Source organism: Variovorax sp. UMC13 (assembly GCF_014170375.1).
Taxonomy (GTDB): Bacteria; Pseudomonadota; Gammaproteobacteria; order Burkholderiales; family Burkholderiaceae_C; genus Variovorax.
In genome coordinates this window covers 105,421-127,498 of sequence record NZ_LZZW01000036.1, presented here as the reverse complement: position 1 = coordinate 127,498, position 22,078 = coordinate 105,421, and the positions used below count along the sequence as shown (strand labels likewise).

The 22,078-nt window shown below is 69.7% G+C and carries 25 protein-coding genes; 14 read left to right on the top strand and 11 right to left on the bottom strand.

The window, feature by feature from the left end; translation table 11 throughout:
- Positions 1 to 44: 44 nt before the first annotated feature.
- Positions 45 to 467, bottom strand: coding sequence for a Cu(I)-responsive transcriptional regulator (gene cueR, locus A9977_RS30175; protein ID WP_183028493.1), 423 nt, complete (start codon positions 465 to 467; stop codon positions 45 to 47).
- Positions 464 to 658, bottom strand: coding sequence for a heavy-metal-associated domain-containing protein (locus A9977_RS30170; protein ID WP_183028492.1), 195 nt, complete (start codon positions 656 to 658; stop codon positions 464 to 466). Before A9977_RS30170 ends, cueR begins: the two co-directional genes overlap by 4 nt.
- Positions 659 to 774: 116 nt before the next feature.
- Between A9977_RS30170 and A9977_RS30165 the strand changes: the two genes are divergently transcribed.
- The 3 genes from A9977_RS30165 (at position 775) to A9977_RS30155 (ending at position 5,299) form a co-directional block, all read left to right on the top strand.
- Entirely contained in the window at positions 775 to 2,991 is a 2,217-nt protein-coding gene (locus A9977_RS30165) for a cation-translocating P-type ATPase (protein WP_183028491.1), read from the top strand.
- A gap of 242 nt (positions 2,992 to 3,233) precedes the next feature.
- Entirely contained in the window at positions 3,234 to 3,929 is a 696-nt protein-coding gene (locus tag A9977_RS30160; protein ID WP_183028490.1) for a response regulator transcription factor, read from the top strand.
- Positions 3,929 to 5,299 carry a sensor histidine kinase gene (locus A9977_RS30155; protein WP_183028489.1) on the top strand — a complete coding sequence of 457 codons (1,371 nt, stop codon included), beginning with the start codon at positions 3,929 to 3,931 and terminating at the stop codon, positions 5,297 to 5,299. Before A9977_RS30160 ends, A9977_RS30155 begins: the two co-directional genes overlap by 1 nt.
- A 12-nt stretch (positions 5,300 to 5,311) precedes the next feature.
- On the opposite strand, the gene A9977_RS30150 is transcribed toward A9977_RS30155, so the two are convergent.
- The 4 genes from A9977_RS30150 to gstA form a co-directional block, all read right to left on the bottom strand.
- Entirely contained in the window at positions 5,312 to 6,061 is a 750-nt protein-coding gene (locus tag A9977_RS30150) for a VOC family protein (protein WP_183028488.1), read from the bottom strand.
- Positions 6,062 to 6,069: 8 nt separating this feature from the next.
- The gene (locus A9977_RS30145; RefSeq protein ID WP_183028487.1) at positions 6,070 to 6,534 is read right to left on the bottom strand and encodes a GNAT family N-acetyltransferase; all 465 of its coding nucleotides are present in this window, start codon (positions 6,532 to 6,534) and stop codon (positions 6,070 to 6,072) included.
- 40 nt (positions 6,535 to 6,574) lie between these two features.
- Positions 6,575 to 7,678 carry an alkene reductase gene (locus A9977_RS30140; protein WP_183028486.1) on the bottom strand — a complete coding sequence of 368 codons (1,104 nt, stop codon included), beginning with the start codon at positions 7,676 to 7,678 and terminating at the stop codon, positions 6,575 to 6,577.
- A gap of 132 nt (positions 7,679 to 7,810) precedes the next feature.
- Positions 7,811 to 8,419: a glutathione transferase GstA gene (gene gstA / locus A9977_RS30135; protein WP_183028485.1), complete on the bottom strand. Its 609-nt coding sequence runs from the start codon at positions 8,417 to 8,419 to the stop codon at positions 7,811 to 7,813.
- A 217-nt stretch (positions 8,420 to 8,636) separates the two neighbouring features.
- Here gstA and A9977_RS30130 point away from each other — a divergent pair, with 217 nt between their 5' ends.
- From A9977_RS30130 to A9977_RS30095, 8 genes are all read left to right on the top strand, one after another.
- Positions 8,637 to 8,822: a DUF1328 family protein gene (locus A9977_RS30130; protein WP_183028484.1), complete on the top strand. Its 186-nt coding sequence runs from the start codon at positions 8,637 to 8,639 to the stop codon at positions 8,820 to 8,822.
- Positions 8,822 to 9,022, top strand: a complete 201-nt coding sequence (locus A9977_RS30125; protein WP_183028741.1) for a hypothetical protein — start codon at positions 8,822 to 8,824, stop codon at positions 9,020 to 9,022. Before A9977_RS30130 ends, A9977_RS30125 begins: the two co-directional genes overlap by 1 nt.
- A 177-nt stretch (positions 9,023 to 9,199) precedes the next feature.
- Positions 9,200 to 11,158, top strand: a complete 1,959-nt coding sequence (gene mnmG, locus A9977_RS30120; protein WP_183028483.1) for a tRNA uridine-5-carboxymethylaminomethyl(34) synthesis enzyme MnmG — start codon at positions 9,200 to 9,202, stop codon at positions 11,156 to 11,158.
- Positions 11,155 to 11,802, top strand: a complete 648-nt coding sequence (gene rsmG / locus A9977_RS30115) for a 16S rRNA (guanine(527)-N(7))-methyltransferase RsmG (protein WP_183028482.1) — start codon at positions 11,155 to 11,157, stop codon at positions 11,800 to 11,802. Before mnmG ends, rsmG begins: the two co-directional genes overlap by 4 nt.
- Positions 11,803 to 11,881: 79 nt before the next feature.
- On the top strand, positions 11,882 to 12,496 hold the full coding sequence (locus A9977_RS30110) for a LysE family translocator (RefSeq protein ID WP_183028481.1): 615 nt from the start codon (positions 11,882 to 11,884) through the stop codon (positions 12,494 to 12,496).
- 13 nt (positions 12,497 to 12,509) lie between these two features.
- Positions 12,510 to 13,382 carry a ParA family protein gene (locus A9977_RS30105; RefSeq protein WP_183028480.1) on the top strand — a complete coding sequence of 291 codons (873 nt, stop codon included), beginning with the start codon at positions 12,510 to 12,512 and terminating at the stop codon, positions 13,380 to 13,382.
- Positions 13,383 to 13,385: 3 nt separating this feature from the next.
- Complete coding sequence (locus A9977_RS30100; RefSeq protein WP_183028479.1) at positions 13,386 to 13,943, top strand: alpha/beta hydrolase; 558 nt, start codon at positions 13,386 to 13,388, stop codon at positions 13,941 to 13,943.
- Positions 13,944 to 13,948: 5 nt separating this feature from the next.
- Positions 13,949 to 14,905: a ParB/RepB/Spo0J family partition protein gene (locus A9977_RS30095; RefSeq protein ID WP_183028478.1), complete on the top strand. Its 957-nt coding sequence runs from the start codon at positions 13,949 to 13,951 to the stop codon at positions 14,903 to 14,905.
- A 67-nt stretch (positions 14,906 to 14,972) separates the two neighbouring features.
- Here the strand turns inward: A9977_RS30095 and A9977_RS30090 are convergent, their stop codons facing one another.
- Entirely contained in the window at positions 14,973 to 16,397 is a 1,425-nt protein-coding gene (locus A9977_RS30090) for an FAD-binding oxidoreductase (RefSeq protein WP_183028477.1), read from the bottom strand.
- Between the two features lie 58 nt (positions 16,398 to 16,455).
- Here A9977_RS30090 and A9977_RS30085 point away from each other — a divergent pair, with 58 nt between their 5' ends.
- The 3 genes from A9977_RS30085 (at position 16,456) to A9977_RS30075 (ending at position 18,035) form a co-directional block, all read left to right on the top strand.
- Entirely contained in the window at positions 16,456 to 17,052 is a 597-nt protein-coding gene (locus A9977_RS30085) for a cob(I)yrinic acid a,c-diamide adenosyltransferase (RefSeq protein WP_183028476.1), read from the top strand.
- A gap of 31 nt (positions 17,053 to 17,083) precedes the next feature.
- Positions 17,084 to 17,464 (top strand): hypothetical protein, encoded by a 381-nt coding sequence (locus tag A9977_RS30080; protein WP_183028475.1) that lies wholly within the window; start codon positions 17,084 to 17,086, stop codon positions 17,462 to 17,464.
- 130 nt (positions 17,465 to 17,594) lie between these two features.
- Entirely contained in the window at positions 17,595 to 18,035 is a 441-nt protein-coding gene (locus A9977_RS30075) for an RcnB family protein (RefSeq protein ID WP_183028474.1), read from the top strand.
- 24 nt (positions 18,036 to 18,059) lie between these two features.
- Here A9977_RS30075 and A9977_RS30070 read toward each other — a convergent pair whose 3' ends face one another.
- The 4 genes from A9977_RS30070 to minD all read right to left on the bottom strand — a co-directional run bounded on the left by A9977_RS30070 (position 18,060) and on the right by minD (position 22,077).
- A complete protein-coding gene (locus tag A9977_RS30070; protein WP_183028473.1) occupies positions 18,060 to 18,311 on the bottom strand; it encodes a hypothetical protein in 252 nt (83 codons plus the stop codon).
- A gap of 117 nt (positions 18,312 to 18,428) precedes the next feature.
- A complete protein-coding gene (locus A9977_RS30065; protein WP_183028472.1) occupies positions 18,429 to 20,879 on the bottom strand; it encodes a GspE/PulE family protein in 2,451 nt (816 codons plus the stop codon).
- A 104-nt stretch (positions 20,880 to 20,983) separates the two neighbouring features.
- Positions 20,984 to 21,259 carry a cell division topological specificity factor MinE gene (gene minE, locus A9977_RS30060; protein ID WP_183028471.1) on the bottom strand — a complete coding sequence of 92 codons (276 nt, stop codon included), beginning with the start codon at positions 21,257 to 21,259 and terminating at the stop codon, positions 20,984 to 20,986.
- A gap of 2 nt (positions 21,260 to 21,261) precedes the next feature.
- Positions 21,262 to 22,077: a septum site-determining protein MinD gene (gene minD, locus A9977_RS30055; protein ID WP_183028470.1), complete on the bottom strand. Its 816-nt coding sequence runs from the start codon at positions 22,075 to 22,077 to the stop codon at positions 21,262 to 21,264.
- Position 22,078: the final 1 nt, after the last annotated feature.

Below are 22,078 nucleotides of genomic sequence, written 5' to 3'. Positions count from 1 at the left end.
ACCCGCAATGCGAATTTTGTAATCGGTTGTTGGAGCTCCTGTGCTCAATGGCCGGCCAGGTCATCGAGGATCGGGCAGTCGGGCCGCCCGTCGCCGTGGCAGCAATGCACCAGGTGTGACAGCGTGCGCTGCATCGCCTGCATGCTGGCGATGCGTTCCTCGAGTTCGCCCAGGTGGCGTTGCGCGATCTTCTTCACGCTGGCGCTGGCGCGTCGGCGGTTGTGCCAGAGGCCCACGAGTTCGGCGATCTCCTCCATCGAGAAGCCCAGGTCGCGCGAACGCTTGATGAACTGCAGGCTGTGGATGTCGGCCTCGGTGTACTGGCGGTAGCCGCTCTCGGTGCGTGCCACACCCGGCAGCAGGCCCAGGCCCTCGTAGTGCCGCACCATGCGTGCCGACACGCCCGAGCGCTCGGCCGCGGCACCGATGTTCCACGGGCCGGCGTGGGTCGACGGCGTGGCGCTCACTTCACCGCGTAGCCGGCGTTCTCGATCGCGGCCACCAGGTCGGCGCGGGGCTGCGCGCTCTGCACGTCGACATGGCCGGTCGGCAGGTCGACCGTGACCTGCGCTTCGGGGTCGACGGTCTGCAGTGCGTTCTTCACGGTGCTGGCGCAATGGCCGCAGGTCATGCCGGTGACTTCGAATTTCTGGCTCATGGTGTGTTCCTTGGGGATGGATGAAACGAGGCTTCAGTGTGAACCTTGACACCATGAAAAGGTCAAGGAAATTCCATGCTTGACCTTGCCATGGTGTGAGGCTTTAGTCTCGGCCCATGAACACTTCATTGCCCACACTGGACATCGCCGTTGGCGGCATGACCTGCGCGTCCTGCGTGATGCGCGTCGAACGCGCGCTGAAGCAGGTGGCCGGCGTACAGGACGCCAGCGTCAACCTCGCCACCGAGAGCGCGCGCATCACGCTCGCCGCCGATGCGACGGAGGAGGTCGATGCGCGCTTGCGGCGTGCCGTGCGCAGCGCGGGCTACGAGCCGCGCACGGCCGAATCGGCGCAGGTTGCATCCGCGAACGACTCGCCCTGGCAGGGCGTCGGCCCGGTCGCGGCCGGCCTGGCCCTGTCGACGCCGCTGCTCGCGCCGATGCTGCTGGAGCCCTTCGGCTTCCATGCGATGCTGCCGCCGCTGTGGCAGTTGCTGCTGGCCGCGCCGGTGCAGTTCTGGCTGGGCGCGCGCTTCTATCGCGCGGGTTGGCATGCGGCGCGTGCGCTCACCGGCAACATGGACCTGCTGGTGGCCTTGGGCACCAGCGCGGCCTTCGGGCTGTCGCTGTGGCTCTGGTGGCGCGCCGGGCCGGGCGAGATGCCGCATCTGTACTTCGAAGCCTCGGCGGTGGTGATCTCGCTGGTGTTGTTGGGCAAGTGGCTGGAGACGCGTGCCAAGCGGCAGGCGACCTCGGCCATCCGCGCGCTGCAGCAACTGCGGCCCGAAGTCGCGCATCTGGTCGGCCCGCGCAGCGAGACCGACGTGCCGCTGGCCGAAGTCATGGCCGGCGACCGGCTGGCCGTGCGCCCGGGCGAACGCGTGCCGGCCGATGCCCATGTGATCGAGGGCCAGTCGGAGGTCGACGAATCGATGCTCACCGGCGAACCCTTGCCCGTGGCCAAGGGCCCGGGCGATGCGCTGACCGGCGGCTCGGTCAACGGGGCAGGGCGGCTGCTGGTCGAGGTGCGCGCGGTCGGCGCCGAGAGCGTGTTGGCCCGCATCATTCGGCTGGTGGAGGACGCGCAGGCGGCCAAGGCGCCGATCCAGCGCCTGGTCGACAAGGTGTCGGCGGTCTTCGTGCCGGCGGTGCTGGTGATCGCGCTGCTCACGCTGGCCGGCTGGCTGCTGGCCGGTGCCGGCACCGAGGCTGCGCTGGTCCACGCGGTGGCGGTGCTGGTGATCGCCTGCCCCTGTGCGCTGGGCCTGGCCACGCCGGTCGCGGTGATGGCCGGCACCGGCGTGGCCGCCAGGCGCGGCATCCTGATCAAGGACGCGCGCGCGCTCGAGCTCGCGCACCGGGTCGACACCGTGGCCTTCGACAAGACCGGCACGCTGACCCTGGGCACGCCCACGCTCACCGGGTTCGTGCCGGCGTCGGGTGGCGACGCAGATGCACTGCTCGCGGTGGCCGCCAGCCTGCAGCGCGGCAGCGGCCATCCGCTGGCCAAGGCGGTGCTCGCCGCGGCGGCGAAGCAGGGCATCGAGGCGGTCGCGGCGCGCGACCTGCAGTCACCCTCGGGCCGCGGCGTGCGCGGCTTCGTCGGCGCGTCGGAATGGGCCATCGCCAGCCTGCGCTGGTGCGAGGAACTGGATGCGCGGCCCGACGACGCCGCGGTGCAGCGCCTGCAGCGGCAGGGCGCGACGGTGTCGGCGCTGCTGGCCTTCGGCGCCGGGGGCGCGCCGGTGGTGCAGGCCTTGCTGGCATTCAGCGACGAGCCCAAGCCCCAGGCCGCGCAGGCGGTGGCTGCCTTGCGGGCCCGCGGCCTGCGCGTGGTGATGATCTCGGGCGACAACCGGCATGCGGCGCAGGCCATGGCCGCGCGCGTGGGCATCGCGGCCGAGGACGTGCGCGCCGAGGTGCTGCCGGCCGACAAGGCCGCGCAGGTGACGGCCTTGCGCACCGATGCACAGGGCGGGGTGCATGTGGTGGCCATGGTGGGCGACGGCGCCAACGACGCACCCGCGCTGGCCGCGGCCGACGTCGGCATCGCGATGGCCAACGGCACCGACGTGGCGATGGAGGCCGCCGGCATCACCCTGATGCGCGGCGACCTGGCGCTGGTGGCCGATGCGCTCGACCTGTCGGCGCGCACCGTGGCGAAGATCCGCCAGAACCTGTTCTGGGCCTTTGCCTACAACGTGATCGGCATCCCCTTCGCGGCCTTCGGCCTGCTGAGCCCGGTGGTGGCCGGTGCCGCCATGGCGGCCTCCAGCGTGAGCGTGATGGCCAATGCGTTGTTGTTGCGCCGCTGGCGGCCGAGCAAGGGCTAGGGCCTGCTCACACTGTTCCGGGGATCGCGTTGGTGGAACAAGGGGCTGGATGCAAGGCGCCTGCGCGCAGCAAGGCTGGCGCCTTGCAAGCGCGGGCAACGCCGCAGACGGCCCCTGGTTCCACCAACCCTTCGGGAAGGCCTGCCACGACGGGCCACTCGGCGTTGCGCTCCTTGCGCGTGCTTCAGCTTGGTGTAGAAACGCAGCACCCGCGGCCTCTCCCTTTCTTTTCTGCCTGTCCCATGCGAATCCTGTTGATCGAAGACGATGCCGTGCTGAGCGACATGATGTTGCGCAGCCTGCGCGATGCCAACCACCGCGTCGACCTGGCGACCAACGTGGAGGACGCCGACCACCTGTGGCGGGTGCAGTTGTTCGATGCGGTGCTGCTCGACCTCACGCTGCCCCTGACCGGCAGCCGCACCAGCGGCCTGGCCAGCGGCCTGAACGTGCTGCGCCAGGCGCGCGGCCGCGGCGACCGCACGCCGGTACTGGTGCTGACCGCGCGCGACCGCACCGACGAGCGCATCGCCGGCCTCGATGCCGGGGCCGACGACTACCTGGGCAAGCCCTTCGACCTGGCCGAGGTGGAAGCCCGGCTGCGGGCCCTGGTGCGGCGTGCGCAGGGCACCGAGGACGTCTCCACCCTGGGCGGCCTGCGCCTGGACCGCAAGGCGCGGCGCTTCGCCGTGGCGGGCGTACCGCTGGACCTGCCGGCGCGCGAGTTCGAGGTGCTGTGGGAGCTCATGAGCCCGCCTGGCCGCACGGTGAGCAAGCGCGCGCTGTCGGACAAGCTGTCGACCTTCGACGAGTCGCTGGGCGACAACGCTCTCGAGGCCTTCATCTCGCGGCTGCGCAAGAAGCTGGCGGGCAGCGGCGCCAGCATCCGCACCCTGCGCGGCCTCGGCTACCTGCTGGAAGCCGAGGCAGAGGCCTAGTGCAGGCCGCGACGCCGCGAGCCGTTGCGCCGTCGCTCACGCGGCGCGTGCTGCGCGGCGTGCTGCCGCCGCTGGCGCTGACCTGGCTGATCGGCACCGGCATCGCGCTGGGCGTGGCCAACAGCTTCACCGAGCAGGCCTTCGACCGCACGCTGCTCGACGATGCCTACGCGGTGTCGTCCAACGTGCGTGCCACGCCGGACAGCGTCGAACTGACGCTGTCCCCGCGCGAAGTGACGGCCGTGCTGTTCGACCAGACCGAAGCCGTGCACTTCGCCGTGCGGCAACTGGACGGCCGCCACCTGGCCGGCGATGCGGCCCTGCAGGCGCCGTTTCCGGAGGGCACGGCGCTCCACCGGTTCTCGGACATCAGCTTCCGGGGCGAGAAGCTGCGGGTGGTGGTGCTCGACCATGGGCTGCCCCATCCCTACCGCGTGGTGGTGGCGCAGACCACGCGCGGCCGCAGCGCGCTGCTCGAACGCCTGCTGGTCTATTCGCTGGCACCGCAGCTGCTGTTGCTGGCGCTGGTGGCGGCCTGGCTCTGGCGTCACATCAACCGGGAGTTGCGGCCGCTGGGCGAGCTCGAACAGGCGCTGGGGCAGCGCGATGCCAGCGACCTGTCGCCGGTGCCGGTGGCGCGCAGCTCGCGTGAGCTGGAGCGGCTCGGCGATGCGCTGAACTCGCTGTTCAACCGGGTCGCGTTCAGCGTGCGGGCCCAGCGCGAATTCGCCGGCAACGTGGCGCACGAACTGCGCACGCCGCTGGCCGGCATCCGCGCGCTCGCGGACTATGGCCTGGCCCAGACCACGCCGGACATCTGGCGCGAGCAACTGGGACGCATCGCGGCCAGCCAGGCACGCGCCAGCCATCTGGTCGACCAGCTGCTGGGGCTGGCCCTGGCCGACGAGGGGCGCACGGCCCTGCAGCGCGAACCGGTGCGGCTCGACGACATGGTGGAACAGGCGGTGCTGCGCCACCTGGCGCGGGCCGACGCGCAGGGCGTGGACCTGGGCGCGCGCGGCCTCGAAGGCGCGCCGGTGACGGTGCACGCGAGCGTCGCGTTGATCGAAGGCATCCTCGACAACCTGATCGACAACGCGCTGCGCTATGGCGGCCGCACCATCACCGTCGAGCTGTCGGGCACGGTGCTGTCGGTGGTGGACGACGGCCCGGGCATTCCACCGGAGGCGCAGCGCACGCTGATGGAACGCTGGGCCCAGGGGCCCGACGGCCAGAAGCTGGGGCAGGGCGCAGGCCTGGGGCTGTCGATCGTGTCGCGCTATGCGGAGCTGCTGCGGACGGAGTTGCGGCTCGAGGCGGCGGTGCCGACCGGGCTGCGGGTGAGCCTGGCCTTCGGCGAAGCGGCCTGACAGGACGGGAACCTACAGCGGCGTGCCCTGGTGGAAGGCCATGCGCCACCGCCCCTGTCGGCAGCGCCACAGCGAGCTTCGCAGCGAGTCCGCAGCGGGCCGTTCGGCGCTAGCCTCGCGATGCACGCGGTAGCTCACCAGCGCCACATCGTTCGCCATTCTTTTGACGCGAAAATCAGTCATCTTTCGGCTAGAGAAGCTTTCTTCGCGCAATGCGTCGATAACGGCGACGCGTATCCATGTGGTGCCGGACACGCCAAGCTCATGGAAGTCCTCGTCCAGCAGCTCCGCCAGCCGTGTGGCGCTGGCGCGCACTTCGCGCAGGTGCAAGGCGCCCTCGAGTTTCAGCAGCAGGGCGTCGAGGTCCTCCGCTGGCGCGGCTTCGTAGAGCTCCAGCGGAAGGCCGTCGGGATCGGCGAAGAAGGCGAAGCGGCGGCCGGTGAATTCGTCGACGCGCAGGGGCTCGACGGCAACGCCCTGGGCCGTGAGTTGGTCGGCCATGGCCTGCACGTCGGGCACTTCAAAGCACAGGTGGCGCAGGCCCTGCGCTTCGGGCCGCGTGGGCCGCGCGGGGGCGCCGGCAAAGGAGAAGAGCTCGAGCTGCGAGCCGTCGGGCAGGGCCAGGTCGAGCTTGTACGAATCGCGCGCGGCGCGGTGGTTCTCCGCGATCACGCGCAGGCCGAGCACTTCGGTGTAGAAGCGCTTCGATACCGCGTAGTCGCCGCAGATGATGGCCACATGGTGGATGCGCTCGAGCGGCATCGCGTTGCCTAGTGCAAGGGCTTGCGCAGGAACACGCGCGTGCGGCCGTCGAGCGCCTCGCGCTTGTATTCGACGTAGCCGATGCGCTGGTAGAGCGCCAGGTTCTCGCTCATCTTCTCGTTGGTGTAGAGATAGATCGATGCATGGCCCTGCCGTAGCGCTTCGCGTTCGGCGAGCGCGAGCAGGGCCCGGCCGACGCCCGTGCCCTGGTGGGCCGGCGACACCGCGATCACGTCGACCAGGAAGCCCTCGTCGGTCAGGTCCAGCAGCAGGGCCGCGACGGTCTGCTGCTCCAGCGTGGCGACCCAGACCTGCACGCTGGCGATCGCTTCGCGGTAGTCGCGCTGCATCGGCCGGGGCACGATGCCCAGGCGCGTGACATACACCTGGAAGGCATCGCACACGCAGGCGGTCACGGCGGCCGCGTCGGCGGCCGTGGCGCGCCGCAGGGTCCAGGGGGCGGCGTGGGTCATGGCTTCGATGGTTGTTCCCCCTGTGCGGGCCGCAGCGTGCTCAGGCGAGCGCGGGATAGTCGGTGTAGCCCTTCTCGCCGCCGCCGTAGAGCGTGGCCTTGTCGAGCGGGTTCAGCGGCGCGTCCTCGCGCAGGCGGCGCACCAGGTCGGGGTTGGCGATGTAGGGGCGGCCGAAGGCCACCAGGTCGTCGCCTTCCTTGACGGCCGTCTCGGCCAGGGGCTTGTCGTAGTTGTTGTTGACCATCCAGGCGCCCTTGCCGCCGGCCTGGCGGTAGGCGGCCTTGAGGGCTTCGTAGTCGAAGGGGCGGTCGGCGATTTCGCGCGGGCCGCCGGTGGCGCCTTCAATGACGTGGATGTAGGCCAGGTTCAGGCTGGCGAGCTGCTTGACCACGTACTCGAACAGCGGCTGCGGGTCCTCGTCGTGCACGTCGTTGGCGGGCGTGACGGGCGACAGGCGGATGCCGGTCTTGCCGCCGCCGATGGCGTCGGCGATGGCACGCGTGGCTTCCAGCAGCAGGCGGGCGCGGTTCTCGATGCTGCCGCCGTAGTCGTCGGTGCGCTGGTTGCTGTTGCGCTTGAGGAACTGGTCGAGCAGGTAGCCGTTGGCGCCATGCACCTCGACGCCGTCGAAGCCCGCGGTCTCGACCGCATTGCGTGCGGCGGCGGCGTAGCTGTGGACGATGCCCGGCAGTTCCTCGGCCTTGAGCGCGCGCGGCTCGGAGGTCTCGACGAAGCTGGCCACGCCGTCCTTGATCAGCACGGTCTTGCTCTTGGCCGTGATGGCCGAGGGCGCGACGGGCTGGCCGCCGTCGGGCTGCAGCTCGGTGTGCGAGATGCGGCCCACGTGCCACAGCTGGACCACGATCTTGCCGCCCTTGGCATGCACCGCGTCGGTCACGCGCTTCCAGCCGTCGAGCTGCTCGGTGCCGTAGAGGCCCGGCACGTCGGCGTAGCCCTGGCCCTGGTGGCTGATGGCCGTGGCTTCGGTGATCAGCAGGCCGGCGCTGGCGCGCTGTTCGTAGTAGGTGGCGGTGATGGGCAACGGCACGGCGCCGGGCGACCGGTTGCGCGTCAGCGGCGCCATGACGATGCGGTTGGCGAGATGCAGGTCGCCTGCCTGGACGGGGTCGAAGAGAGTGGGCACGGTGCGTCTGGTCGGGGATGAATGGGATGCTCAGCGTAAACCCGCGGGTGCATCCCTGCTGCGGTGAGGTTGTCGTTTTGCTGCTAGGCGGGCCGCCGCGCCACGCCGGCGCGAACGGCCCGGCCAGCGGGCTTACTTCAGCAGGCCTTCGGCCTTGAGCGCCGCCTGCACCGCGGGGCGTGCGCCCACGCGCGCATGCCAGGCCTGCAGGTGCGGGTACGACGTCAGGTCGATGGAGAGGGGCTTGGCCCAGCCGACCACCGTGAAGAGGTAGCCGTCGGCCACGGTGAAGTGTTCGCCCATCAGGTACTGCTTGCTCTCGAGTTCCTTGTCGAGCCAGGTGAAGCGCGTTGCGAGACGGTCCTTGGCGATGGTCTTGGCCTCGTCGGGCATGGCGGGGTTGAACAGCGGGCTGAAGCCCTTGTGGATTTCGGTGCCGATGAAGGTCAGCCATTCCTGCAGGCGGTAGCGCGGCAGCGTGCCGTTGGCGGGCGCGAGGTTCTTCAGCGGCACCATGTCGGCGATGTACTGCACGATGGCCGGGCCTTCGCGCAGGCGCGTGCCGTCGTCGAGCTCCAGCATGGGTACGTAGCCCAGCGGGTTGATGCCGTAGTAGTCGGTGCCATCCTGCAGCTTGTGGCTCTTGGTGCTGGCCAGCACCGGCTCGAAGGCGAGGCCGGCCTCGTGCAGGGCGATGTGGGGCGACAGCGAACAGGCGCCGGGCGAGTAGTACAACTTCATGCAATGCTCCAGAGGGTGGGTGAGGGGACGGAAGAACAGTCCGGCGCACACGCGTCGGGCGCCGGCGCTGCTGCGCACCGGTCAGCCGCCGATCGTAGCGGTTCGGCCTCGCGTTTTTGTCCTACGGGGGCTTGCGCGGCCCGACTATCCGCCGTGTCACAGGCGCTTTCTAAGCTCTTCTCCATTGCGGCGCGGTGCCGCCATCGAGGAGCTTTCCATGCTGAAGTACGCCATCATTTTTGCGCTCGTGTCCCTGGTTGCCGGTGCGCTGGGCTTCGGCGGTGTCGCGGCCGGTGCGGCCGGCATTGCCAAGGTGCTGTTCGGGCTGTTCCTGGTGCTGGCCGTGGTCTTCCTCGTGCTGGCCGCGCTGGGCGTGGGCGCCGTGCGAAAGGCGATCGACTGATGACCCACCGGGTGTTGCGATGGCCGGTGGAGCGCCGCCTGGGCCTGTTGCTGCAGACGCCCGCGCACCGCGTGGTGCGGGTGCTCCAGGTCACGCAGGCCCATTGGGCCACCGCCGACGCGCTGACGTCGGTGCATGCGCCCACACCGCCGCGCCCACGGCGAGAGGCGGCGCGCCAGCCCGAGGCGCAGACGGCCTGAACCGGGCTCGATTGCTATTAAATAGATAGCGACTCAACGCATGACGGAGCGGCCTGCCGGGCCGCATGAGGGGCCGGGCGGAGCCCCCACAGGCCCTGCGAAAGGCAGGCGCCGCTTAAAATCGGGGTCCCTCCCTGCAGACTCCCACGCCGCGCACGCGAGAGTGCGCCCCATCTCATGCTCTATCCTGAAGAATTCGACGTCATCGTCGTCGGCGGCGGTCACGCCGGTACCGAAGCCGCACTGGCCTCCGCCCGCATGGGCGCCAAGACGCTGCTGCTGACCCACAACATCGAGACGCTGGGGCAGATGAGCTGCAACCCCTCGATCGGCGGCATCGGCAAGGGCCATCTGGTGCGCGAGGTCGACGCGCTGGGCGGCGCGATGGCGCTGGCCACCGACGAGTCGGGCATCCAGTTCCGCATCCTCAATTCGAGCAAGGGCCCGGCCGTGCGCGCCACGCGGGCCCAGGCCGACCGCGTGCTCTACAAGGCGGCGATCCGCCACCGGCTGGAGAACCAGCCGAACCTGAGCCTGTTCCAGCAGGCGGTGGACGACCTGATGGTGGAGGGCGATCGCGTGGTGGGCGCGGTCACGCAGGTGGGCATCCGCTTCCGTGCGCGCACCGTGGTGCTGACCGCCGGCACCTTCCTCGACGGCCGCATCCATGTGGGCCTGGACAACTACCAGGCCGGCCGGGCAGGGGACCCGCCGGCCATCAGCCTGTCGGCCCGGCTCAAGGAATTGAAGCTGCCCCAGGGCCGGCTCAAGACCGGCACGCCGCCGCGGCTCGATGGCCGCAGCATCGACTTCTCGAAGTGCGTCGAGCAGCCGGGCGACGGCATGCCGGGCGGCGAGACCACCACCATGCCGGTGTTCAGCACCATGGGCCGCGCGGACATGCATCCGCGGCAGATGGCCTGCTGGATCACCAACACCAACGCGCGCACGCACGACATCATTCGCTCCGGCTTCGACCGCAGCCCGATGTTCACCGGCAAGATCGAGGGCGTGGGCCCGCGCTATTGCCCGAGCGTGGAGGACAAGATCAACCGCTTCGCCGACAAGGAAAGTCATCAGATCTTCCTCGAGCCCGAAGGCCTGACGACGAACGAGTACTACCCGAACGGGATCTCGACCAGCCTGCCTTTCGACATCCAGTACCAACTGGTGCGCTCGATGGTGGGCCTGGAGAACGCGCACATCCTGCGCCCGGGCTATGCGATCGAGTATGACTACTTCGATCCGCGCGAGCTCAAGAGCAGCTTCGAGACGCGCGCGATCCAGGGCCTGTTCTTCGCCGGCCAGATCAACGGCACCACCGGCTACGAAGAAGCCGCGGCCCAGGGCATGTTTGCCGGCATCAACGCCGCGCTGCAGTGCCGGGGCGAGGGCGCCTGGCTGCCGCGCCGCGACGAGGCCTACCTGGGCGTGCTGGTCGACGACCTGATCACCAAGGGCGTGACCGAGCCCTACCGCATGTTCACCAGCCGCGCCGAGTTCCGGCTGCAGCTGCGCGAAGACAACGCCGACATGCGCCTGACCGACACCGGCCGCAAGCTGGGCCTGGTGGACGACGCGCGCTGGGATGCGTTCTCGCGCAAACGAGACGCTGTTTCACGTGAAACACAGCGGCTGAAATCGGTCTGGGTCAACCCCCGCAACCTGCCGGCCAGCGAGTCGCAGCGGGTGCTGGGCAAGGCCATCGAGCACGAATACAACCTGGGCGACCTGCTGCGTCGCCCCGACGTCGACTACGCGGCGTTGATGTCGCTGGACGGCGGCAAGTACGCGCCGGCCGAGCCGCTGGCACCGGTCGAGGTGGAGCAGGTCGAGATCTCGGCCAAGTACTCGGGCTACATCGACCGCCAGCATGACGAGGTGGAGCGCGCCGCCCACTACGAGAACCTGCGCCTGCCGGCAGACTTTGACTACAGCCAGGTGAGCGCACTGAGCTTCGAGGTGCGGCAGAAGCTGGAACGCCAGCGGCCCGAGACCCTGGGCCTGGCCTCGCGCATTTCCGGCGTGACGCCGGCCGCCATCTCCTTGCTGATGGTGCACCTGCGCAAGGGCGGACATCGTGCGTTCGCCCGCGATGCCGTGGCCGACACCACCGCGCCGGTGACCGAACAATGAGCCAGTCGATTCAGTTGCAAGAGGGCGCCAAGGCCCTCGGCCTCGACCTGAGCGATCTGCAAGCCGAGCGGCTGCTGGCCTACGGTGCGCTGATCCTCAAGTGGAACAAGGTCTACAACCTCACGGCCTTGCGTGAGCCCGATGCGGTGCTGAGCCACCACCTGCTCGACAGCCTCTCGGTGCTGGCGCCGCTGCAGCGCGAGCGGCCGGCCAGCGCCGTCGGTACCAAGCTGCTGGACGTCGGCGCCGGGGCAGGGCTCCCGGGCGTGGTGATCGCCATCCTGCGCGAGGACATCGACGTGACCTGCCTGGACGCAGTGGCCAAGAAGACCGCCTTCGTCCAGCAGGTGGCGGCCGAGCTGCGCCTGCCCAACCTGCGCGGGCTGCATGCGCGCGTGGAGGCGCAGCGCGGTGCATACGACGTGATCAGCTGCCGGGCCTTCGCCTCGCTGCCCGACTTCTACAACGGCTCGCAGCAACTGCTCGGCCCGCAGGGCATCTGGCTGGCGATGAAGGGCAAACTGCCTTCGGACGAACTCGCGCAATTGCCGCCCTTCGTCGATGTGTTTCACGTGGAACAACTGACGGTGCCGGGCCTGGACGCCGAGCGCTGCATCGTCTGGGCACGAAAAGCAGCGTCCTGAACGCTGCAGGGGTGTCGGTGGCAGGGATGGCTCGCTTAGACTCGCAGCTCCCTCCCACCTCCGGCCTCAGGCACATCCCATGTTCGGCATCGCTGATTACGGCGCATTCGTTGCGGCCATCGTCCTGTTTCTCGCGATCCCAGGCCCCGGCAACCTGGCCCTGATCACCTCGACAGGGAAGGGCGGCATCCGCGGCGGCCTGGCCGCCACGCTGGGCGTGATCGCCGGCGACCAGGTGCTGATGTGGATGGCGGTGGCCGGCGTGGCCGCGCTGCTGGCGGCCTATCCCACGGCCTTCCACGCGGTGCAGTGGCTGGGCGCCGCCTACCTGGCCTGGCTGGGCGCCCGCATGCTGCTGGCCAAGCCCGGCGCGGCCCCGATCCTCAACATCCGCCCGCGGCAGTTCTTCCGCCAGGCGATGTTCATCACCTTGCTGAACCCCAAGGCGATCGTCTTCTACATGGCTTTCTTCCCCTTGTTCGTCGATCCGGCGCGCCACCAGGGCTTCCGCACCTTCGCCTTCATGGCCCTGACCATCGCGGTGCTGACCTTCCTGTACGGCCTGGCGGCGACGCTGCTGACCCATTTCCTGGCGGAGCGGCTGCGTGCCAATCCGCGCATTTCGCAGACCCTGGAGAAGCTGGCGGGCGTCTTCCTGATCGCCTTCGGTATCAAGCTCGCCGTGTCGCGCTGAGAGAGAAGAGACGATGGCCAAGATTTTCTGCATTGCCAACCAGAAGGGTGGCGTCGGCAAGACCACCACCACCGTGAACCTCGCCGCCGGCCTGGCCAAGGTGGGCCAGCGGGTGCTGATGATCGACCTCGACCCCCAGGGCAACGCCACCATGGGTTCGGGCATCGACAAGCGCCAGCTCGAGCTGACGGTGTACGACGTGCTGCTGGAGTCGGCCACGGTGGCCGAGGCCCGCGTGCGGGCCGAGCGATGCAACTACGACGTGCTGGGCGCCAACCGCGAGCTGGCCGGCGCCGAGGTCGAGATGGTCGCGCTGGACCGCCGCGAGAAGCGCCTGCGCACCGCGCTGGCGGCCGTGGGCGCCGAGTACGACTTCATCCTGATCGACTGCCCGCCCAGCCTGAGCATGCTCACGCTCAACGGCCTGTGCGCGGCCCATGGCGTGATCGTGCCCATGCAGTGCGAGTACTTCGCGCTCGAGGGCCTGACCGACCTGGTCAACACCATCAAGCAGGTACACGCCAACCTCAACAAGAACCTGCAGATCATCGGCCTGCTGCGCGTGATGTTCGACCCGCGCATCACCTTGCAGCAGCAGGTGAGCGAGCAGCTCAAGGGCCATTTCGGCGACAAGGTGTTCGACACCGTGATCCCGCGCAACGTGCGGCTGGCCGAGGCGCCGAGCTACGGCCTGCCGGGCGTGGTGTTCGACCCGTCGGCGCGCGGCAGCCAGGCCTTCATCGCCTTCGCGCAGGAGCTGGTCGAGAAGATGCCGCCGGCCAGCGCGCTGGCCCAGCCCGCGCCCCCGCCGGTCGAGCTGCCGGTCGAGCCCCAGAACGCCGGCACCGCCGCCGCTGCCGCAGCCGCCGATGCGGCCGAGGAATAGGTCATGAGTGCCACCACCACGATCCTTCTGCTGCCCGGCTGGCAGGACAGCGATGCGCCACATTGGCAGAGCCGTTGGGAGGCCGTGCATGGCGACCACCGGGTCGTGCAGCACGAATGGATGCACCCCCGCCGCGGCGACTGGCTGGCCCGGCTGGAGGAAGAAGTGCTGGCCGCGCCCGGCCCGGTGGCCCTGGTGGCGCACAGCCTGGGCTGCATCCTGGTCGCGGCCTGGGCCGCGCACTCGCGCAGCACCGCCAAGGTGCGCGCGGCCCTGCTCGTGGCGCCCGGCGACCTGGAACGCGATGACCTGCGCCAGATGATTCCCGGCTGGGCGCCCATCGTGCGCCAGCGATTGCCTTTTCCTTCGCTGCTGATCGCGGCGAATGACGATCCCTATTGCGACGCCGCGCGCTCGCGCCAGATGGCGGCCGACTGGGGCGCGCGTTTCGTCGATGCCGGCGCCGCCGGCCACCTCAACGGCGAATCCGGCCTGGGCGACTGGCCCCAGGGCCGCGCGCTGCTGAACGACCTCCTGAAGACCACAGACAAAGAAGACTGACCTCGATGGCCACCAAGAAACCCAAGGGCCTCGGCCGCGGACTCGAAGCCCTGCTGGGCCCCACCTTCAACGGCAGCGCCGACGAACCGGCCACCCCCGACGCCAACGCCCCGGCGCCCCAGCCCACGGTGCTCAAGCTCGAGCAGATGGTGGCCGGCGTCTACCAGCCGCGCACCCGCATGGACGAGGGCGCGCTCTACGAGCTGGCCGAGAGCATCAAGGTGCAGGGCATCATGCAGCCGATCCTGGTGCGCCGCCTCGACGCCGAGTCGGCGGCCACCAAGAACGCCGAATTCGAGATCATCGCGGGTGAGCGCCGCTTCCGCGCCGCCAAGCTGGCCGGCCTGGACAGCGTGCCGGTGCTGGTGCGCGACGTGCCCAACGAGGCCGCCGCGGCCATGTCGCTGATCGAGAACATCCAGCGCGAGGACTTGAACCCGCTGGAAGAGGCGCAGGGCCTGCAGCGCCTGGTGGCGGAGTTCGGGCTCACGCACGAAGCTGCGGCCCAGGCCGTGGGCCGCTCGCGCAGCGCCGCCAGCAACCTGCTGCGCCTGCTGAACCTGGCCGAGCCCGCCCAGGCCATGCTGATGGCCGGCGACATCGACATGGGCCACGCGCGCGCGCTGCTGTCGCTGGACCGGGGCACCCAGATCACGGCCGCCAACCAGATCGCGGGCAAGAAGATGTCGGTGCGCGAGGCCGAGGCGCTGGTCAAGAAGCTGGCCGCCGACTTCAGCCTCACGCCCTCGCCGCGCCGCAACGGCGCGGCCGACAAGTCGCGCGACCTGCTGCGGGTCGAGGAAGAGCTGGCCGACCTGCTGACCGCCGAGGTCGAGGTGCGGATCAAGAAGCGCAGCAAGCGTGGCGGCAAGGTCGAGGAGAGCGGCGAACTGGCGATCCATTTCGGCTCGCTGGAGGCGCTCAACGGTCTGATCGACCGGATCCGGCAGACGGCCACCTGAGGCCCGCACGCCATGCAAAAAGCCCGGCGCTCTCGCGAGCGGCCGGGCTTTTTGCCGGGGTGACAGATCAGAGGCTGAAGATCTTCCCCGGGTTCATGATGTTCTTCGGGTCCAGCGCGCGCTTGATGGTGCGCATCATGTCGACCGCGCCCGCGCCGGCCTCGTCGACCAGGAAGCCCATCTTGTGCAGCCCGATGCCGTGCTCGCCGCTGCAGGTGCCTTCCAGCGCGATCGCGCGCGAGACCAGCGCATGGTTGAGCACCTCGGCCTTGGCGCGTTCCTCGGCGTCGTTGGGGTCGATCAGGTAGCCGAAGTGGAAGTTGCCGTCGCCCACGTGGCCTACCAGGAAGTAGGGAATGCCGCTGGCGTCGGCCTCGGCCACCGAGTCGAGCAGGCAGTCGGCCAGGCGCGAGATCGGCACGCAGGTGTCGGTCGAGATCGCGCGGCAGCCCGGGCGCGACTGGATGGCGGCGAAGTAGGCGTTGTGCCGTGCGGTCCACAGGCGGGTGCGTTCCTCGGGCGTGGTGGCCCATTCGAAGGCGTTGCCGCCATGGCCGCTGGCCAGTTCCTGCACCGTCTCGGCCTGCTCCTTGACGCCCGCGGGCGAGCCGTGGAATTCCATCAGCAGCATCGGCTCCTCGCGCAGGCCCAGCTTGGCGTAGGCGTTGACCATGCGCACGGTGTTCACGTCGATCAGCTCGACGCGCGCGATCGGCACGCCCAGCTGGATCGTCTCGATGGTGGTGCGCACCGCGGCCTCGATGCTCGGGAAGGAGCAGATGGCGGCCGACACCGCCTCGGGCAGCGGGTAGATGCGCAGAGTGATCTCGGTCACCACGCCCAGCGTGCCTTCGCTGCCGACCATCAGCCGCGTGAGGTCGTAGCCGGCCGAGGACTTGCGCGCGCGGGTGCCGGTGCGGATCGTTTCGCCGGCGGCCGTCACCACTTCGAGGCCCAGCACGTTCTCGCGCATGGTGCCGTAGCGCACCGCGTTCGTGCCGCTGGCGCGGGTGGCGACCATGCCGCCGATGGAGGCGTCGGCGCCCGGGTCGATGGGGAAGAACAGGCCGGTGCTCTTGATCTCGTCGTTGAGCTGCTTGCGCGTGACGCCGGGCTGCACCGTGACCGTGAGGTCGTCGGCGTTGATCGACAGCACGCGGTTCATGCGCCCCAGGTCGAGGCTGATGCCGCCCTGGACGGCCAGCAGGTGGCCTTCCAGCGACGAACCGACGCCGAAGGGAATCACCGGCACGCTGTGCGCGCCGGCCAGCCGCACGGCATCGGCCACGTCCTGCGTGCTCTCGGCGAACACCACGGCCGCGGGCGGCGGCGCCTCGAAGGAGGACTCGTCGCGGCCGTGCTGGGTGCGCACCGCCAGCGCGGTCGAGCAGCGCTGGTCGAAGCGCGCCTTGAGCGCGTCGACCAGCGCCGCGGGCACCTCGCGCAGGTGGAATTCGGGCAAGAGCTGGTCGGCGGTGGCGGGCGCGTTCATCGTGGGTCTCCAGGAGCGGTCTACCATTCTAAGAACAGCACTCTTCCAAGGCACTTCCATGGGCAATCGACTCACGCAGATCGCGACGCGCACCGGCGACGACGGCAGCACCGGCCTGGGCGACAACACCCGCGTCCCCAAGGACCACCTGCGGGTGCAGGCCATGGGCGACGTCGACGAGCTCAACTCACAGATCGGCGTGCTGCTCTGCGAGCCGATGCCGGGGCCGGTGCGCGAGCTGCTGGTCGACGTGCAGCACCAGCTGTTCAACCTGGGGGGCGAGCTCTCGATGCCCGGCTACACGCTGCTCAAGGACGAGGCCCTGCTGCAGCTCGACCAGGCGCTGGCTGCGCACAACGCGGCCCTGCCGCGGCTGGCCGAGTTCATCCTGCCGGCGGGCACGCGCGCGGCCTCGCTGGCCCATGTGTGCCGCACCGTGGCGCGGCGGGCCGAACGGGCCGTGGTGGCGCTGGGCGCGGCTGAGGCGATCAACGCCTCGCTGCGCCACTACCTCAACCGCCTGAGCGACTTGCTGTTCGTGCTGGCGCGGGTGCTCAACCGGATCGACGGTGGCGACGATGTGTACTGGAAGAGCGAACGTCTGACGCGCGCCGCGGCCGAGGACGCGCAGGATGCGAAGGCATCGCCGACCTGATCCTGTCCCGCCGCCTTCAAGGAGCGCTCCGATGAACTCCTCAGCTTCTTCTCTTTCACCCGCCTGGTTCCTGGGCGCCCTGCTGGGCCTTGCGCTGGGGCTGCCCGCCGCGGCCCAGGCCCAGAACGCCGACAACCCGCCGCGCGCCCAGCGCGCGCAGACCCTCAAGACGCCGCCACCACCGCGCGACGGCACGGTACTGGGCAGCGCGAAGCGCGGCGCCGATGCCGCGGGTCGTGGGGTGGACCGCGCCGAGGGCGCCACCCGCCGCGGCGTCGACAACGTGTCCGAGCGCGCCAGCCGGGCGGTGCGCCGGGCCGGCGAATCGCTGGGCCGCAAGCTGCCGGGCGGCACGCGCCATCCGGCCCCGCCGCCCGTGGGGCCGCAGAGCACGCAGATGTCGCCGTCCTGAGGCGGCGCAGGCGTGTTCGCGTACGGATACGCGCGCTTACCGCCTTCACGCGATGCGCACCTGCGCCGTGGCTGCGCGACACGCGGCCTGCCGATACTGAAACCCTCATCCAACGCAGAAGGAGTTCCAGATGAACAACAACAGATCCAAGCGCGTCACCACTCTCGTGGCCGGCGTGCTCGCACTGTGCATGGCCGGAAGCGCCTTCGCCCAGGATCGCCGAGGCGACGACCGGGACTATCGCGGTCCACCGCGCCCGGGGCAGCTCTACATCAAGAGCCCCCACGAGCAACGCCAGGACCAGCGCTACAACCAGCAGCGCTACGACCGCCAGGATTACCGCGACGGCCGCTTCGCAGATCGCCGCGGCTATCCGCAGCCGCACGTCGAGTGGCGTCGGGGCGGCCGGGTGCCGACCGAGTACCGCGGCCGCAACTATGTGGTGGACGACTGGCGTGGCCATCGCCTGCAGCAGCCGCCGCGCGGCTACCAGTGGGTCGGCGTGGGCGGCGACTTCGTGCTTGCCGCCATCGCGACCGGTGTGATCGCGCAGATCATCGCCGCGCAGTAAGCTGCGGCGCCCGCCGGCCCGGGGTCAGACCGAGGCCGGCGCGGTGGTCATCTGGGCGCAGACGTTGCGCCCGGTGATGGTCAGGCGCAGGCCGCCGCCGTGCCATTCGAGCCAGTTGAGGCCCACGTAGGCTTCGATGTCGCTGTCCTCGATCAGGTCGGCCTGGCGGTGGTTCAGCCGTTCGACCGTGAGCGGCAGGGCCTGGCGCAATCGTTCGCGCACCACGGCGGCGGCTGCCGCCTTCAACTCAACGCGCGTCTGCTGGTTCGATGCCATGGCGGATCCGTTCCGGAAGCTGAGGAATGAAGTCCAATGTACCTCTTGCAGGTGACAGTCTCCTCAACTTATTTGCGCGGCTGTGTACCTTGGCACACAGAAGCCCCGCTCCAGGCTTCAGACGTTGCTGGTGGACCGCACTTCCTCGATGGTCGTCTGCCCGGCCAGCACCTTGTCGATGCCGTCCTGGCGCAGCGTGCGCATGCCCTCGCGCAGCGCGGTCGCCTGCAGCGCCTCGGCGCGGGCGCCCGTCTGCACCAGGTGGCGCAGCTCGCGTGAGATCACCATCAGCTCGTGCAGCCCGGCCCGGCCCTTGAAGCCGGTCTGGTCGCAGAAGGAGCAGCCCGGGCTGGCGTACATCTGCAGCCGGCCGTTCTGGCCGTGGCGCGCAGTCCAGCGCGCCAGCACCTCTTCGCTGGTCTCGGGCGGCTGTTCGGCCTCGCCGTAGGCGCGCAGGTAGTCGCCCATCAGCTCCTCGATCTCGGCATCGGTCGCGTCGCGGTTCGTGCGGCAGTGGGTGCAGAGCCGGCGCACCAGCCGCTGGGCCAGCACGGCCAGCAGCGAGTCGGCGAAGTTGAACGGGTCCATGCCCATGTCGAGCAGGCGGGTCACGGTCTCGGGCGCGCTGTTGGTGTGCAGGGTGGACAGCACCAGGTGGCCCGTGAGCGAGGCCTCGACCGCCATCTTGGCGGTCTCCTCGTCGCGGATTTCGCCCACCATGATCACGTCCGGGTCGGCCCGCAGGAAGGCCCGCAGCGCCTTGGCGAAGGTCCAGTCGATGCGCGGGTTCACCTGCACCTGGCGCAGGCCGGGCTGGGTGATTTCGATCGGGTCCTCGGCGGTCCAGATCTTGCGCTCGGGCACGTTGATGTGGCTCAGCGCCGAGTGCAGCGTGGTGGTCTTGCCCGAGCCCGTGGGGCCCACGCACAGCACCATGCCGTAGGGCCGCTCGACCGCGTGGCGCAGGCGCTCCAGGTTGAGCTCCGACAGGCCCAGCCGGTCGAGCGCGATCGGCTTGGCCGAGGCCAGGATCCGCATCACCACGTCTTCCAGGCCGCTGTTGGTGGGGATGGTGGCCACGCGCAGTTCGATGCGGTGCTGGGGCGAGAACTTGGCGAAGTTGATCTTGCCGTCCTGCGGCTTGCGGCGCTCGCTGATGTCGAGGTCGCACATGATCTTGATGCGCGCGATCATCGCGTTGCGGTAGTTCGAGGGCAGCTCGAGGTAGGTGCGCAGCAGGCCGTCCTTGCGGAAGCGGATGCGGATCTTCTCGCGGCCGGGGTAGCTCTCGATGTGGATGTCCGACACGCCGCCCGTGTGCGCCTCCAGGATCATCCGGTTGATCAGCTTGACCAGCGAGTTGTCGGACTGCTCGATCGGCGCGTCCTCGTCGACCCGGTCCTCGCCTTCCTTCTCGAGCGACTCGACCAGCGCCGTGGTGTCGCCCGGCTCGAACTCGATCGGGCGCAACGCCTGCGAGAAGCGGCTGTCCGAGGCTGCGCCGATCTTGTCGTAGGCGGCGTGCAGCCCGCGCTCCATGTCGCGGCACTGCGCCAGCACCGGCGCCACCTTCATCTGGGCGATGAACTCGACCTCGTCGACCGCCGCGCGGCGGTTGGCCGGATCGTCCAGCGCCACCACCAGCCGGCCCTCGCTCATCATCAGCGGCATCACCTGCAGGCGCTGGGCCGCGGCATAGGCGATCTTGCGCAGCGCCTCGGGCTCGGGCACGAACACGTCGACGTCGACCAGCGGGTAGCCCATCTTGCGCGTCAGCGCCACCTGCAGGTCGGCCCGCGACACCACGCCGCGGCGCACCAGCAGCTCGCCCAGCGGCACGCCGCGGTCCTTCTGCTGGTGGGCCAGCGCATCGCGCAGGTCGTCGGCGCTCACCATGCCCAGCGAGATCAGCGCTTCGCCGATGCGCACCATCGGCATGCGCGCCTGGTGCTGCAGCGCCTCGACCAGCTCGGCGGCGGTGGTGACGATGCGCGACAGCAGCGGCGTGGACAGCGCTTGCGCCGGGTCGCCGTCGTCGGAGGGGGCGTCGACCTCGAAGCGGGCGAAGGCCGAGCGCGGCAGGAACTCGCGCAGCACGCCGCCGTCTTCACCGGCCGGCGGGAACAGGAACAGGCCGAACGGGCTCTCCACATGGCCGACCGTGCGGCTCTGGCGCTCGGTGCCGTCCTTCATGATCACGCGCACCGCGGCGCTGGCCGGCTCGCGCGGCACGCCCGACTGCGGGTCCACCGCGGGCGTGGCCAGCGGCGCCATCGGGGTGGTCAGCATGATCGACTGGAACTGGTCGAAGCGCAGCGGCACCGTGGTGCGCGCGCGCGGCAGCTGCACCAGCGCCACGGCCTGGTCGGGAATGAAGAAGGTCATGCGGCCGGCCGCGTGCTGGCCGTTGGTGCCGCGGATGTCGCAGGGCAGGGGCTCGGTCTGCACGCGCGGGGGCGGGTAGGCGCCGCCCGGCGGGCTGGGCCACAAAAAACCTTCGGCGTCCGCCGATTCGGCAGGCGTTGCCTTCTTGGGCGCGTCCCACTCGAGGGGCTTCAATGTCGTCATCTGCAACTCCAGGGGTCGTGCGCCATCGTGTGCCGTGGCGGCTTTGCCCCTCCCTGCCCCCCGACTCTAGCGCGCGGATGCGCGCGGTCGAAGCGAAGAAGGCCTCAGCGGGCCGGGACGGCCGTGCTTTCGGGCAGTTCGATCTTGATGTCCAGCACTTCCAGGTCGTCCTGGCGTTCCAGGTGGACCTTGATGTCCTCGGGGCTGATCGACACGTACTTGGAGATCACCGCCACCAGTTCGCGCTGCAGGTCGGCCAGGTATTCGGGCCGCTTGGCGCTCAGGCTGGAGCGCTCGTGGGCCAGGATGATCTGCAGGCGTTCCTTGGCGACGCTGGCCGTCTTCTTCTTTTCGCCGAGAAGAAAGGAAAGGAAGGACATGCTCATTTGCCTCCGAAGATGCGCTTGAAGAAGCCGGGTTTCTCCGCGTCGATGAAGCGCATCGGGCGGTCTTCGCCGAGGAAGCGCGCCACCACGTCGCTGTAGGCCTCCGACACGTCGGTGCCCTTGTCGTGGATCGCGGGGATGCCCTGGTTGGAGGCGTTCAGCACGGTTTCCGATTCCGGGATCACGCCGATCAGCTTGATGCGCAGGATGTCCTGGATGTCTTCCAGCGACAGCATCTGGCCGCCGGCCACGCGGTTCGGGTTGTAGCGGGTGATCAGCAGGTGCTCCTTGATCGGCTCGCCGCCGTCCTTGGCGCGCTGGGTCTTGCTGCCCAGCATGCCCAGGATGCGGTCGGAGTCGCGCACCGAGGAGACTTCGGGGTTGGTCACGATCAGCGCCTCGTCGGCGAAGTGCATGGCCATCATGGCGCCGGTCTCGATGCCCGCGGGGGAGTCGCAGACGATGTAGTCGAAGTCCATCGCCGCCAGGTCCTTGAGCACCTTCTCGACGCCTTCCTCGGTCAGGGCTTCCTTGTCGCGCGTCTGCGAGGCGGCCAGCACGAACAGGTTGTCGCACTGCTTGTCCTTGATCAGCGCCTGGTTCAGGTTGGCCTCGCCCTGGATCACGTTGATCAGGTCGTACACCACGCGGCGTTCGCAGCCCATGATCAGGTCGAGGTTGCGCAGGCCGACGTCGAAGTCGATCACGGCCGTCTTCTTGCCCGCCAGGGCCAGGCCCGACGCGAAGCTTGCGCTCGTGGTCGTCTTGCCGACGCCGCCCTTGCCCGAGGTCACCACCACAATTTTGGCCATT

Coding starts and splice junctions, on each gene's coding strand:
- A9977_RS30105 (WP_183028480.1), top strand. CDS start 12,510: ATGGCCAAGATTTTCTGCATTGCCAACCAGAAGGGTGGCGTCGGCAAG.
- A9977_RS30090 (WP_183028477.1), bottom strand. CDS start 16,397: ATGAACGCGCCCGCCACCGCCGACCAGCTCTTGCCCGAATTCCACCTG.
- gstA (WP_183028485.1), bottom strand. CDS start 8,419: ATGAAGTTGTACTACTCGCCCGGCGCCTGTTCGCTGTCGCCCCACATC.
- A9977_RS30065 (WP_183028472.1), bottom strand. CDS start 20,879: ATGACGACATTGAAGCCCCTCGAGTGGGACGCGCCCAAGAAGGCAACG.
- A9977_RS30125 (WP_183028741.1), top strand. CDS start 8,822: ATGACCCACCGGGTGTTGCGATGGCCGGTGGAGCGCCGCCTGGGCCTG.
- A9977_RS30150 (WP_183028488.1), bottom strand. CDS start 6,061: ATGCCGCTCGAGCGCATCCACCATGTGGCCATCATCTGCGGCGACTAC.
- A9977_RS30160 (WP_183028490.1), top strand. CDS start 3,234: ATGCGAATCCTGTTGATCGAAGACGATGCCGTGCTGAGCGACATGATG.
- A9977_RS30085 (WP_183028476.1), top strand. CDS start 16,456: ATGGGCAATCGACTCACGCAGATCGCGACGCGCACCGGCGACGACGGC.
- A9977_RS30165 (WP_183028491.1), top strand. CDS start 775: ATGAACACTTCATTGCCCACACTGGACATCGCCGTTGGCGGCATGACC.
- A9977_RS30080 (WP_183028475.1), top strand. CDS start 17,084: ATGAACTCCTCAGCTTCTTCTCTTTCACCCGCCTGGTTCCTGGGCGCC.
- minE (WP_183028471.1), bottom strand. CDS start 21,259: ATGTCCTTCCTTTCCTTTCTTCTCGGCGAAAAGAAGAAGACGGCCAGC.
- rsmG (WP_183028482.1), top strand. CDS start 11,155: ATGAGCCAGTCGATTCAGTTGCAAGAGGGCGCCAAGGCCCTCGGCCTC.
- minD (WP_183028470.1), bottom strand. CDS start 22,077: ATGGCCAAAATTGTGGTGGTGACCTCGGGCAAGGGCGGCGTCGGCAAG.
- A9977_RS30095 (WP_183028478.1), top strand. CDS start 13,949: ATGGCCACCAAGAAACCCAAGGGCCTCGGCCGCGGACTCGAAGCCCTG.
- A9977_RS30075 (WP_183028474.1), top strand. CDS start 17,595: ATGAACAACAACAGATCCAAGCGCGTCACCACTCTCGTGGCCGGCGTG.
- mnmG (WP_183028483.1), top strand. CDS start 9,200: ATGCTCTATCCTGAAGAATTCGACGTCATCGTCGTCGGCGGCGGTCAC.
- A9977_RS30110 (WP_183028481.1), top strand. CDS start 11,882: ATGTTCGGCATCGCTGATTACGGCGCATTCGTTGCGGCCATCGTCCTG.
- A9977_RS30170 (WP_183028492.1), bottom strand. CDS start 658: ATGAGCCAGAAATTCGAAGTCACCGGCATGACCTGCGGCCATTGCGCC.
- A9977_RS30100 (WP_183028479.1), top strand. CDS start 13,386: ATGAGTGCCACCACCACGATCCTTCTGCTGCCCGGCTGGCAGGACAGC.
- A9977_RS30070 (WP_183028473.1), bottom strand. CDS start 18,311: ATGGCATCGAACCAGCAGACGCGCGTTGAGTTGAAGGCGGCAGCCGCC.
- A9977_RS30130 (WP_183028484.1), top strand. CDS start 8,637: ATGCTGAAGTACGCCATCATTTTTGCGCTCGTGTCCCTGGTTGCCGGT.
- A9977_RS30145 (WP_183028487.1), bottom strand. CDS start 6,534: ATGACCCACGCCGCCCCCTGGACCCTGCGGCGCGCCACGGCCGCCGAC.